General features: G+C 60.5%; 11 protein-coding genes. 8 read left to right on the top strand and 3 right to left on the bottom strand.

Features of this window, described 5'->3' with window-relative positions:
* Nucleotides 1–79: 79 nt before the first annotated feature.
* Together ACM6IK_RS15615 and ACM6IK_RS15610 are read right to left on the bottom strand one after the other, a co-directional pair.
* Nucleotides 80–1,072, bottom strand: a complete 993-nt coding sequence (locus tag ACM6IK_RS15615) for an NAD-dependent epimerase/dehydratase family protein (protein ID WP_414875034.1) — start codon at nt 1,070–1,072, stop codon at nt 80–82.
* Nucleotides 1,073–1,126: 54 nt separating this feature from the next.
* Nucleotides 1,127–2,020, bottom strand: a complete 894-nt coding sequence (locus ACM6IK_RS15610; RefSeq protein WP_218426972.1) for a LysR family transcriptional regulator ArgP — start codon at nt 2,018–2,020, stop codon at nt 1,127–1,129.
* Nucleotides 2,021–2,116: 96 nt separating this feature from the next.
* On the opposite strand from ACM6IK_RS15610, the gene ACM6IK_RS15605 reads away from it, so the two are divergent.
* The 3 genes from ACM6IK_RS15605 to ACM6IK_RS15595 all read left to right on the top strand — a co-directional run bounded on the left by ACM6IK_RS15605 (nt 2,117) and on the right by ACM6IK_RS15595 (nt 3,889).
* On the top strand, nt 2,117–2,518 hold the full coding sequence (locus ACM6IK_RS15605) for an ACT domain-containing protein (protein ID WP_414875033.1): 402 nt from the start codon (nt 2,117–2,119) through the stop codon (nt 2,516–2,518).
* A 6-nt stretch (nt 2,519–2,524) separates the two neighbouring features.
* A complete protein-coding gene (locus ACM6IK_RS15600; protein WP_414875032.1) occupies nt 2,525–3,127 on the top strand; it encodes a LysE/ArgO family amino acid transporter in 603 nt (200 codons plus the stop codon).
* A 165-nt stretch (nt 3,128–3,292) separates the two neighbouring features.
* Complete coding sequence (locus tag ACM6IK_RS15595; protein WP_008022038.1) at nt 3,293–3,889, top strand: superoxide dismutase; 597 nt, start codon at nt 3,293–3,295, stop codon at nt 3,887–3,889.
* A 182-nt stretch (nt 3,890–4,071) separates the two neighbouring features.
* Here the strand turns inward: ACM6IK_RS15595 and ACM6IK_RS15590 are convergent, their stop codons facing one another.
* A complete protein-coding gene (locus tag ACM6IK_RS15590) occupies nt 4,072–4,338 on the bottom strand; it encodes a DUF6124 family protein (protein WP_414875031.1) in 267 nt (88 codons plus the stop codon).
* A gap of 953 nt (nt 4,339–5,291) precedes the next feature.
* Between ACM6IK_RS15590 and ACM6IK_RS15585 the strand changes: the two genes are divergently transcribed.
* The 5 genes from ACM6IK_RS15585 to ACM6IK_RS15565 all read left to right on the top strand — a co-directional run bounded on the left by ACM6IK_RS15585 (nt 5,292) and on the right by ACM6IK_RS15565 (nt 12,855).
* The gene (locus ACM6IK_RS15585) at nt 5,292–7,343 is read left to right on the top strand and encodes a putative bifunctional diguanylate cyclase/phosphodiesterase (RefSeq protein ID WP_414875030.1); all 2,052 of its coding nucleotides are present in this window, start codon (nt 5,292–5,294) and stop codon (nt 7,341–7,343) included.
* Between the two features lie 252 nt (nt 7,344–7,595).
* A complete protein-coding gene (locus tag ACM6IK_RS15580; protein ID WP_414875029.1) occupies nt 7,596–8,939 on the top strand; it encodes an imelysin family protein in 1,344 nt (447 codons plus the stop codon).
* A gap of 281 nt (nt 8,940–9,220) precedes the next feature.
* The gene (locus tag ACM6IK_RS15575; protein WP_414875028.1) at nt 9,221–10,648 is read left to right on the top strand and encodes a di-heme oxidoredictase family protein; all 1,428 of its coding nucleotides are present in this window, start codon (nt 9,221–9,223) and stop codon (nt 10,646–10,648) included.
* Nucleotides 10,649–10,675: 27 nt separating this feature from the next.
* Nucleotides 10,676–11,740, top strand: coding sequence for an imelysin family protein (locus ACM6IK_RS15570; RefSeq protein ID WP_414875027.1), 1,065 nt, complete (start codon nt 10,676–10,678; stop codon nt 11,738–11,740).
* 14 nt (nt 11,741–11,754) lie between these two features.
* On the top strand, nt 11,755–12,855 hold the full coding sequence (locus ACM6IK_RS15565) for a DUF1513 domain-containing protein (RefSeq protein ID WP_414875026.1): 1,101 nt from the start codon (nt 11,755–11,757) through the stop codon (nt 12,853–12,855).

The following is a 12,855-nucleotide window of genomic DNA, read 5'->3' as shown; positions in this document are numbered from 1 at the left end:
CGCGCAGTATAAACCCCACAGCCGTAACCATTGACCCCCAAGCCCCGTATCCGGTTCAGTCAGGGGCGTTGTTCGAGCGTCAACGAATATCCTGGGCCTTCCACCAGCCACAGAACTCATCCAGCGCTGTCCAGAGGCTGACCTTGGGATCGTAATCCAGATAATGCCGGGCGCGGCTGATGTCCAGGGTGAAATTTTTATTCATGACCTGCATGCCAAGGCGCGACAGCGTCGGTTCGGGACGCCCCGGCCACATCTTGCACACACCCTCGTTGAGCGCCGCGACGCTGTAGGCCAGGCCGTAGGAACGGTGGCGGGTTACCTGTGGGACGTCCATGTTGCGCATGACGTAATTGACCACGTCCCACAACGGAATCGGCGTGCCATTGCTGATGTTGTAAGCCTTGCCCAACGCGGAACCGCTGGCCAGCAAACTGCTGAGCAGCGCCTCGTTGAGGTTTTGCACGCTGGTGAAATCGACTTTGTTCAAACCGTTGCCGATGATCGCCAGGCGCCCCTTGCGCTGCATGTTCAACAAGCGCGGAAAGATGCTCATGTCGCCGGCCCCGGTGACGAAGCGCGGGCGCAAGGCCAGGGTTTCCAGGCCGAACTCCTGGGCACCGAAGACTTTTTGCTCGGCCAGGTACTTGGTGGCAGCGTAAGGGTGTTTGAAGCGCTTGGGCACCTGCTCTTCGGTCAGGCCCAGGTGATCGCGACCATCGAAGTAGATCGACGGCGACGACAAATGCACCAGCCGCCGTACCCGTTGCTTCAGGCAGGCCTCAACCACGTTCTCAGTGACCTGGACGTTGCCCTGATGGAAATCCTGATAACGCCCCCACAAACCGACGGCACCGGCGCAATGCACCACGGCCTCAACGTCCGAACACAGCTCGCGCGCCAGTTCCGGGTCGCTCAAGTCTCCCGGGATGAACTCGGCTCCGCGGCGTACCAGATGCTCCACACTCTCGGCCCGGCGACCGTTGACCCGCACGTCCAGGCCCTGCTCCAGGGCAAAACGCGCAAAGCGCCCGCCGATGAAGCCGCTTGCGCCGGTAACCAGAATCTTCATGAATTGCTCCGAATATTTCGTTTTGCGTATTACGTGAGGTCTTGACGCTGCGCGTCAGTCCAAGGGCACCAGCCATTGTTTCGATGCGCGTACCAATTGATCGGTGAGCAGCCCCAGCAACTGACCGCCATTACGCCAATGATGCCAGTACAGCGGCACATCGATCGGCTTATCTGGCAGCAGCTCCTGCAATACGCCCCTTTGCAGTTGCTCGCGCGCCTGCAGTTCCGGAACCAGCCCCCAGCCCAGCCCGGCTTCCGTCAGACGAATGAAACCTTCGGAGGACGGGCATAAATGGTGTTCGAAACCGCCCTCGACGCCGAGGGATGCAAGGTAGCGATGCTGCAGGAAATCGTCCGGGCCAAACACCAGCGCCGGGGTACGGGCCAACTGGTCGGCGCGTACGCCCTGCGGAAAATGCCGGGCAATGAAGGCGGGGCTGGCCAGTGCCCGGTAACGCATGGCCCCCAGCAATACGCTACGCGCACCCGCCACAGGGCGCTCGCTGGCGCAGACGCAGGCCGCCACTTCACCGGCGCGCATGCGCTTGAGGCCAACGGTCTGGTCTTCGACCACCAGGTCCATCAACAGATGCTGTTCCGCGCAAAACGCCCCCACGGCCTGCGCCCACCAAGTGGCCAGGCTGTCGGCATTCAGGGCGATCCGCAGGCGCTCCGGCAGGCCCTCCTCATCCAGCGCCGGCACCAGGCTCTGCAAATCCCGTTCAAGCAAGCGCACTTGCTGCACGTGGTTGAGCAACCGTCGACCGATTTCCGTCGGTGTTGGCGGCGTGGCCCGCACCAGCACCGGCTGGCCAACCCGCGCTTCCAGTAGTTTGATGCGCTGGGAAATCGCCGATTGCGACAGGCCCAGCACCTGGGCCGCCCGTTCAAAACCCGCCTGTTCGACCACGGCCGCCAAGGCAGAAAGCAATTTATAGTCGAACATCAGTTTTCCTAATGAGCGATCAGCAAGATTGGTTTTTCTTATACAGCCTTCACAAGGACAATGACCAGCAAGAACTCTTGAACAAGGATCACCCACATGGCTGGCGAAACTTCATTGGCAACGCTGCTGCGCAGCATGAGTCCGCAACTCAACGCCGGCGACTACGTGTTCTGCACCCTGCGTGACGGCAAATTACCGACGGATCTGGAAATTGTCGGCAGCTTTCGTGAGCAAGAAGGCCTGACCGTGATTCTCGAACGCACCCACGCCGAAAAGGCCGGTTTGAGCTTCGACTACATCGCCGCCTGGATCACCTTGAACGTGCATTCGGCCCTCGAAGCGGTCGGCCTGACCGCCGCGTTCGCCACGGCATTGGGCAATGCCTGCATCAGCTGCAACGTGATTGCCGGCTACTACCACGACCATTTGTTTGTCGGCCAGGCCGACGCCGACCGTGCCCTGCAAGTACTGCGGGATCTGGCAGCCAACGCGGAGTAAAAAATCATGTGGCAAAGTTATGTGAACGGGCTACTCGTGGCCTTCGGCCTGATCATGGCGATCGGCACCCAGAATGCGTTTGTCCTGGCGCAAAGCCTGCGGCGAGAGCATCACCTGCCGGTAGCGGCGCTGTGCGTGGCATGCGACGCCCTGTTGGTGGCCGCCGGTGTATTTGGTCTGGCGACCGTGCTGGCGCAGAATCCAACGTTGCTGGCCATCGCCCGTTGGGGTGGCGCAGCGTTCCTGTTGTGGTATGGCAGCCAGGCGCTGCGCCGGGCCTTTTCGAAGCAGAGTCTTGAGCAGGGCGAAGGCCAGACCGTACGCTCGCTACGGGCGGTGATGCTCAGTGCGCTGGCGGTAACGTTGCTCAACCCGCACGTCTATCTGGACACCGTTTTGCTGATCGGCTCCCTGGGCGCACAACAAACCGAGCCCGGCGCCTATGTCGTAGGCGCCGCCAGTGCCTCGCTACTGTGGTTTTTCACCCTGGCCCTCGGTGCGGCATGGCTGGCACCGTGGCTCGCCCGGCCCGGCACTTGGCGAATTCTCGATCTGTTGGTGGCGGTGATGATGTTTGCCGTAGCGCTGCAGTTGATCGTGGCCATCTGATTGGCGGAACCTCTATTCCACACAGTTGTTGCGTGGTTATGCCGTCCCCCCGGTGCTATGATCCGACTCCCTGCGCCGCAAAGAGTACAAACTCCCCGGCGCTTGTCTGGCCGCCCGTGATCGGCCTTGCGCTCACCGCAACTGACCTGATTTAGGAGAATCATCATGGCTTTCGAATTGCCGCCGCTGCCATACGCACACGATGCCCTGCAGCCGCACATCTCCAAGGAAACCCTGGAGTTCCACCACGACAAGCACCACAACACCTACGTCGTGAACCTGAACAACCTGGTGCCAGGCACCGAGTTCGAAGGCAAGACCCTGGAAGAAATCGTCAAGACTTCCTCGGGCGGTATCTTCAACAACGCCGCTCAGGTCTGGAACCACACTTTCTACTGGAACTGCCTGGCGCCAAACGCCGGCGGTCAACCAACCGGCGCTCTGGCTGAAGCCATCAACGCGGCTTTCGGTTCGTTCGACAAGTTCAAGGAAGAGTTCAGCAAGACGTCCATCGGCACCTTCGGTTCCGGTTGGGGCTGGCTGGTGAAGAAGGCTGACGGTTCCCTGGCCCTGGCCAGCACCATCGGCGCCGGCAACCCGCTGACCAACGGCGACACCCCGCTGCTGACCTGCGACGTCTGGGAACACGCTTACTACATCGACTACCGCAACCTGCGTCCAAAGTATGTCGAAGCGTTCTGGAACCTGGTTAACTGGAAATTCGTGGCTGAGCAGTTCGAAGGCAAAACCTTCACCGCTTAAGCTCGACGCCAGTCAAAAGAACCCGGCTTTTTAGCCGGGTTTTTTATTGCCCGGGATTTTCAGCGTTCGGCAGGGCCTCTTCGCGGGCAGGCTCGCCCCCACATTGGATCGGTCTACACCGGACTACTGTGGGAGCGAGCTTGCTCGCGATGAACGATGACGCGGTCAACCTGACTGAATACCTATCCCTGCGGATCGACGTTATCCAACGCACGATTCACCGCCAGCTCCGCCAGCATGATGATCTGCGCAATGGCCAGCGCCGTGTTGCGCTGAGGGCCGGTCAGGAAGGTGGCGAAATCACTCGCCATGACGTTGGCCGAAGCCAATGACTCACAAGCGTGGGCCAGCAGGGATTCGGTATCCATGTCCGGGACGATCATGAACATGGTGTTGGGAGTGAAGGGTTTGGCTGTATTTAAGGGCGGATCGGGGATTAACTTATCCACTGAAATATTCCTATGCGGTGGGTGCCACCCATTGCCGTTCTCACACGGCAAAGAGGTGGCAGCTATGTGCGAGGTGAGAAAACCGGTCATAGGCACCCGGCCAGACAAAAGTCTGCCCGCACACAGCCGCCATAACGCATTTACAAACAGCGGATAAGCTGGCGGCAATTATGCGGATACTGGCACTGGATGACTATGACTTGCCGGGTTCTCACACCCGATCGCTGAGTTTTCAGCGACAGTCAGAGGCTATTGAGTCCGCTTCCGACGGACAACCTGAAAACTGCGTGGGAAACTTCTGGCGCTTTCCTACACCGCTAACCCGCAAAAACGTAACGCGGATCGTCTCTGGCAGCATTCCCACGCGGGAGCGTGGGAACGCTCAGCTCAGGGCGTGGGAGATTGGTTGGCTGGCAGGCCGCCATCGCTGGCAAGCCAGCTCCTACAGGGATTGGGGACATCTGCAAGAAATTGGTCGGCTGGCAGGCCTGGTTCTTCATGCGTATGCATTTCCCTGTAGGAGCTGTCGAGTGCAACGAGGCTGCGATCTTTTGGCTTTATTACCTACAAACAAGATCAAAAGATCGCCCGAGCGCGGACCGAGCCTTCGGCAGCTCCTACGGAGTAATACATCCGCGAAATCAGGTCGGCTATCTGGTCACCTGAGCGAGCAACCCAGGACAATTTCCCACGATGAAACAAGTCTTGCCCCCCTTGCCCCAACGCCGCGGACGACTAACATCAAACAAAAGGAAAATATCTGCACCCCGCCCCTCAAGTTGAAGGGCTAGACAACCGACACAGTGCTAATAGGCTAACTCGTCAAGACAACTGCAAATCGGCCAGGCTGAAGGCAAAATCCCCCAAGGGTGATAGTCCCTTTGACTGCCATCACGGGATTGCCAATACTCATGGCAACTTGATGCTACCCGCACGGAACAAGGAATAGCCCTTTGAAGCTGGAACTCAAGAACAGCTTGTCGGTGAAGTTGCTCCGGGTCGTGCTCCTGTCGGCATTGATCGTCGGCGTGGTCTTGAGCTGCGCCCAAATTGTGTTCGATGCCTATAAAACACGCCAGGCTGTCGCCAGCGATGCCCAGCGCATCCTCAACATGTTTCGCGACCCCTCGACCCAGGCGGTCTATAGCCTGGACCGGGAAATGGGCATGCAGGTCATCGAAGGCCTGTTTCAGGACGCCGCCGTGCGCCAGGCCTCCATCGGCCATCCCAACGAAGCCATGCTCGCGCAAAAAACCCGTGAGCTACAGCACTCCCACAGTCGCTGGCTGACCGACCTGATTCTTGGCAAGGAACGCACCTTCACCACACAACTGGTCGGTCGCGGGCCTTACAGCGAATATTACGGCGATCTGAGCATCACCCTCGATACCGCCACTTACGGCCAGGGGTTCATTGTCAGCTCAGTGATCATCTTCATTTCCGGCGTACTGCGCGCGCTCGCCATGGGGCTGGTGTTGTATCTGGTCTATCACTGGCTGCTGACCAAGCCGCTGTCGCGGATCATCGAGCACCTCACGGAAATCAATCCGGATCGTCCCAGCGAGCACAAGATTCCGCTGCTCAAGGGCCACGAGAAAAACGAACTGGGCATCTGGATCAACACCGCCAACCAGTTGCTCGAATCCATCGAACGCAATACCCATCTGCGCCACGAAGCCGAAAACAGCCTGTTGCGCATGTCCCAGTACGATTTCCTGACCGGACTGCCGAACCGCCAGCAATTGCAGCAGCAACTGGACAAGATCCTCATCGACGCCGGCAAACTGCAGCGCCGGGTCGCGGTGTTGTGTGTCGGCCTCGATGACTTCAAGGGCATCAACGAGCAGTTCAGCTACCAGACCGGCGACCAGTTGCTGCTGGCCCTGGCCGATCGCCTGCGCGGTCATAGCGGTCGCCTGGGTGCCCTCGCCCGTCTCGGTGGCGACCAGTTCGCCCTGGTCCAGGCCGATATCGAGCAACCCTACGAAGCCGCCGAGCTGGCACAAAGCATTCTCGATGATCTGGAAGCGGCGTTCGCCCTCGATCATCAGGAGATCCGCCTGCGCGCCACCATCGGCATCACTCTGTTCCCCGAGGACGGCGACAGCACCGAGAAGTTGCTGCAAAAGGCCGAGCAGACCATGACGCTGGCCAAGACCCGTTCGCGCAACCGCTATCAGTTCTATATCGCCAGCGTCGACACCGAAATGCGCCGACGCCGCGAGCTGGAAAAAGACCTGCGCGATGCACTGATCCGCAATCAGTTCTACCTCGTCTACCAGCCGCAGATCAGCTATCGCGACAACCGCGTGGTGGGCGTCGAAGCCCTGATTCGCTGGCAACACCCCGAGCACGGCATGGTGCCACCGGACCTGTTCATCCCGCTGGCCGAACAGAACGGCACCATCATTGCCATCGGCGAGTGGGTGCTTGACCAGGCCTGCAAACAATTACGCGAGTGGCATGACCAGGGCTTCAGCGACCTGCGCATGGCGGTAAACCTGTCCACGGTTCAATTGCACCACGCCGAACTGCCACGGGTGGTCAACAATCTGCTGCAGATGTATCGCCTGCCACCGCGCAGCCTGGAGCTGGAAGTCACCGAAACCGGCCTGATGGAAGACATCAGCACCGCGGCCCAGCACTTGCTCAGCCTACGCCGCTCCGGCGCGCTGATCGCCATCGACGACTTCGGAACCGGCTATTCGTCCTTGAGCTATCTCAAGAGCCTGCCGCTGGACAAGATCAAGATCGACAAGAGCTTCGTTCAGGACCTGCTCGATGACGACGACGATGCGACCATCGTTCGGGCCATCATCCAACTGGGCAAGAGCCTGGGCATGCAGGTGATTGCCGAAGGTGTGGAAACCGCCGAGCAAGAGGCCTACATCATCTCCGAAGGCTGCCACGAAGGTCAGGGCTATCTCTACAGCAAACCGTTGCTGGCACGGGAACTGGGCGCTTACCTGAAGCAGGCCCAACGCAGCAACGCCGCTATTTTGTAAAAAACACAACCCTGCTGTAGGAGCGAGCTTGCTCGCGAAGGACGTCTCGGCGCCGCGTACATTCAGACTGCGCGCGTCATCGTTGACGTCCATCGCGAGCAGGCTCGCTCCCACAGGATGAATCGCGCGCCTCCGTGAATAAGAAATATTTACAGGTACAACCCTTTACACAGAATGCGAAAGATTTGCATTATGTCGCAGTTTTGCGTGCGCATAGCACGACTCCACCCATTTCGAAGCAGGATGTTCGCCATGATTCGTATGCCTCTGGCTACCGCCAGTCTGTTGGCCATCGCTATTTCCCTCGCCGGTTGCGGCGAAGGTAAAGACCAAGAAAAAGCTGCTGTGCCAGCTGCCAGCACTGCGGCTGCCCCGGCTGCTCCAGCCGCTGCGCCTGCCGGTAAAGTCGACGAAGCCGCCGCCAAAGCCGTTGTCGCCCATTACGCCGACATCGTGTTCGCCGTTTACAGCGATGCCGAATCCACCGCGAAGACCCTGCAAACCGCTGTAGACGCCTTCCTCGCCAAGCCGAACGCCGACACCCTGAAAGCCGCCAAGGCTGCCTGGGTTGCCGCTCGCGTGCCTTACCTGCAGAGCGAAGTGTTCCGCTTCGGCAACACCATCGTTGACGACTGGGAAGGTCAACTGAACTCCTGGCCGCTGGACGAAGGCCTGATCGACTACGTCGACAAGTCCTACGAACACGCCCTGGGCAACCCGGGTGCCACTGCCAACATCATTGCCAACACTCAAGTGCAGATCGGCGAAGACAAGGTCGATGTCAAAGACATCACCCCGGAAAAACTCGCCAGCCTGAACGAACTGGGCGGTTCCGAGGCCAACGTCGCCACTGGCTACCACGCCATCGAATTCCTGCTCTGGGGCCAGGACCTGAACGGCACCGGCCCTGGCGCCGGCAACCGTCCGGCTTCGGACTACCTGGAAGGCAAAGGCGCCACTGGCGGTCACAACGATCGTCGTCGTACTTACCTGAAGTCCGTGACTCAGCTGCTGGTCAGCGACCTGGAAGAGATGGTCGGTAACTGGAAGCCGAACGTGGCCGACAACTACCGCGCCACCCTGGAAGCGGAACCGGCTGAAACCGGCCTGCGCAAAATGCTGTTCGGCATGGGCAGCCTGTCCCTGGGCGAACTGGCGGGCGAGCGCATGAAGGTTTCCCTGGAAGCCAACTCTCCGGAAGACGAACAGGACTGCTTCAGCGACAACACCCACAACTCGCACTTCTACGATGCCAAGGGCATTCGTAACGTGTACCTGGGCGAATACACCCGTGTCGACGGCACCAAAATGACCGGCGCCAGCCTGTCGTCCCTGGTGGCCAAGGCTGATCCGGCCGCTGACACCGCACTCAAAGACGACCTGGCCGCTACCGAAGCCAAGATCCAGGTCATGGTCGACCACGCCAACAAGGGTGAGCACTACGACCAGTTGATCGCCGCTGGCAACACCGCGGGCAACCAGATCGTCCGCGACGCCATCGCGTCCTTGGTCAAGCAGACCGGTTCGATCGAAGCCGCTGCAGGCAAACTGGGCATCAACGACCTGAACCCGGACAACGCTGATCACGAATTCTGATCAACGCTGGCTGAGTGATCAGAAAGGCGACCTTCGGGTCGCCTTTTTCTTACCTGCTACACGCAGTCCCCCTTGTGGGAGCGAGCTTGCTCGCGATGCGGTATGTCATTCAAAGTTGATGTCGACTAACACGGCCCCATCGCGAGCAAGCTCGCTCCCACAGGGGTCAGGGTTGTCCGCGACAATTGCCCCACATCAAGCAAACGATAATTCCTCTTATTCAAATTCCCATCCCCTGTTAGACTTTGCGCCCTTGTTTTGCTCGTTTTGCAGGATGTCTGATGCCCCCGCTGCCTCTGCGCTTGTCCGCACTGTTTCTGGCCCTGGGCCTGAGTGCCTGCGATGACGCCCCGAAATTCACCCAGGCCGAACCCGGTGAAGCCCGCTCCGGTGGCAGTGCGACGGTGCGCAAGACCGATCAGAACGCGTTTTCCATGCCCTCGGCGAATCTGCCACCGTCACGGCGCGTGGATTTCAGCGTCGGCAACAGTTTCTTCCGCAGCCCTTGGGTGATCGCCCCGTCGACCACGACCGCTCGCGATGGCCTTGGCCCGCTGTTCAACACCAATGCCTGCCAGGGCTGCCACATCAAGGACGGCCGCGGTCATCCGCCGACTCCGGACGATGTGAACGCCGTGTCGATGCTGGTACGCCTGTCGATTCCCGACACCCCGGCGTATGCCAAGGTCATCGAACGGCTCGGCGTGGTGCCGGAGCCCGTCTACGGCGGGCAGCTCCAGGACATGGCCGTACCCGGCGTGGCCCCCGAAGGCAAAGTGCGGGTCGATTACACCGCCGTGCCGGTTCGCTTCAAGGACGGCACCGAAATCGAACTGCGTAAACCAAGCCTCAACATCACTCAGTTGGGCTACGGCCCGATGCACCCCGATACCCGTTTCTCGGCACGTGTAGCGCCGCCGATGATTGGCCTGGGCCTGCTCGAAGCGATCCCCGAGGAGGCGATACTGGCCAACGCCGAGGCACAGGCCAAGGCGAACAACGGCATCAGCGGACGCCTGAACCGGGTCTGGGATGACGCCCGGCAACAGACCGTTCTGGGACGATTTGGCTGGAAAGCCGGACAACCAAACCTCAATCAACAGAATGTCCACGCGTTTTCGGGGGATATGGGGCTCACCACCAGCCTGAGACCCCTTGATGACTGCACGGACGCGCAAACGGCCTGCAAACAGGCTCCCAGTGGCAACGGCCCCAATGGCGAGCCGGAAGTCAGCGACAACATCCTGCGCCTGGTGCTGTTCTACAGCCGTAACCTCGCTGTACCGGCCCGTCGTGACGTCAACGCCCCTGAAGTGCTGGCCGGCAAGACCCTGTTTTATCAGGCCGGTTGCCAGTCATGTCACACACCGAAATACACCACCGCCGCCAACGCATCTGAACCTGAACTGGCCAATCAGGTGATTCGCCCGTACAGCGATCTGTTGCTGCATGACATGGGCGACGGCCTGGCCGACAACCGTAGCGAATTCCAGGCCAGCGGCCGCCAATGGCGTACCCCGCCGTTGTGGGGCATCGGTCTGACACAGGCGGTCAGCGGCCACACCCGGTTCCTGCACGACGGCCGCGCCCGCAACCTGCTCGAAGCCGTGCTCTGGCATGGCGGCGAAGCACAAGCGGCGCAGCAACAGGTTTTGTCTTTCAATGCCGAGCAACGCGCTGCGTTGCTGGCGTTCCTGAATTCCCTTTAACACGCATTCCACTCGCGGGAGCCCGACATGTTCCGTCCCAAATTGTTGTTCACCAGCCTTGTCGCACTCGCACTCGGCGCCTGCTCGCCCCAGGACCCGCAAGCGGTCACGTCGGCCGCCATTGCCAAGTCGGTGATCCTGCCAACCTACACCCGTTGGGTTGAAGCCGACCGTCAATTGGCGGTCAGCGCCCTCGCCTATTGCGAAGGCAAGGAAACCCTGGAAACCGCTCGTGCCGATTTCCTCCATGCGCAAAAAGCCTGGGCCGAACTGCAACCGCTGCTGATCGGGCCATTGGCCGAAGGCAACCGTTCGTGGCAAGTGCAGTTCTGGCCGGACAAGAAAAACCTGGTCGGCCGTCAGGTCGAGCAACTGGTTACCGCCCAGCCGCAGATCGATGCCGCCGCCCTGGCCAAATCCAGCGTTGTGGTACAGGGGCTCTCGGCCTACGAATACATTCTGTTCGACAGCAAGCCTGACGTGGCCAACGCTGAGCAGAAGAGCAAATACTGCCCGCTGCTGATCGCCATCGGCGAACGCCAGAAGCAATTGGCCGAAGACATTCTGCAAACCTGGAACAACACCGACGGCATGCTCGCGCAAATGAGCAAGTTCCCGAACCAGCGTTATGCGGACTCCCACGAGGCGATCGCCGATCTGTTGCGCGTGCAGGTCACCGCCATCGACACCCTGAAGAAAAAACTCGGCACGCCAATGGGCCGTCAGACCAAAGGCGTGCCGCAACCGTTCCAGGCCGATGCATGGCGTAGCCAATCGTCCCTGACCAGCCTCCAAGCCAGCCTCGCGGCCGCCAGAACGGTCTGGGAAGGCGTAGATAACAAAGGCCTGCGCGGCCTGTTGCCGAGCGAGCAGAAACCGTTGGCCGACAAGATCGATGCCGCCTATGCCGCTTCGCTGAAACTGTTCGCCGGCAACCAGCGCTCGCTGACCGACATGCTCAATGACGAGGCCGGCCGCCAGCAACTCAACGAGCTGTATGACAGCCTCAACGTCGTCCATCGCCTGCACGAGGCCGATCTGGCCAAGGCATTGGGCATCCAACTGGGCTTCAACGCCAACGACGGTGACTGATGAGGGCCAGTTCCATGCTGCGACGCCAGGTTCTGACATTAGGTAGTTTGCTGCTCGGTGCAGTGACGCTGGGCGGCTGGAAGCTGTTCAAGCAAAAGGACAAGAGTCCGTTGCTGCTGTCGGCACGGGACGATACCGATGGCCGGCATTACGCCGTCGGTTATCGGCTGGATGGCACCCAGGTGTTTGCCACCCGGGTCAGCCAGCGTTGCCACGACATCATCAACCACCCGACCCTGCCGATTGCGCTGTTTGTCGCCCGTCGTCCAGGTACCGAGAGCTACCTGGTCGACCTGAGCGACGGCGCGCTCCTGCAAACCGTTGTGTCACAGCCGAACCGGCACTTCTACGGACACGCGGTCATTCACCACAGCGGTGACTGGCTGTACGCCACTGAAAACGATACCAGCGATCCGGGCCGCGGCCTGCTCGGCGTGTATAAATTCGAAGGCGAACGGCTGGTGCACAGCGGTGAGATTTCCACCCACGGCCTCGGTCCCCATCAGGTGTCGTGGATGCCCGATGGCGAAACTCTGGTGGTGGCCAACGGCGGGATTCGCACCGAGGCCGAAAGCCGGGTGGAGATGAACCTCAATGCCATGGAACCGAGCCTGGTCCTGATGCAACGTGACGGCACCTTGCTGAGCAAGGAAACCCTCGCCCAGCAGATGAACAGCGTGCGCCATCTCGCCATCGCCAGCGACGGCACCATCGTCGCCAGCCAGCAGTTCATGGGCGCGGCCCATGAGTCGTCGCAGCTATTGGCGATCAAGCGTCCCGGTCAGCCTTTCGTCGCGTTCCCGGTACCCGAGCACCAGTTGCAGGCCATGGGGCACTACACCGCCAGCGTCGCGGTGCACAGCGACTTGCGCCTGGTGGCGTTGACCGCCCCGCGGGGCAACCGCTTTTTCATCTGGGACCTGGACAGCGGTGAAGTACGCCTGGATGCGCCACTGCCCGATTGTGCCGGGGTCGGCGCCGTGGCCGATGGTTTTGTCGTGACCTCGGGTCAGGGGCGCTGCCGCTACTACGACTGCCGCCAGACAAACCTTGTTGCAAAACCGCTGGAGCTACCCGCCGGGCTCTGGGACAACCATCTGCATCTGATGGCGTAA

Origin of the sequence: Pseudomonas sp. IT-196MI5, assembly GCF_949767415.1 — a bacterium.
In the GTDB taxonomy this organism is placed as follows: domain Bacteria; phylum Pseudomonadota; class Gammaproteobacteria; order Pseudomonadales; family Pseudomonadaceae; genus Aquipseudomonas.
This window is presented reverse-complemented; position numbering and strand designations above follow the sequence as displayed.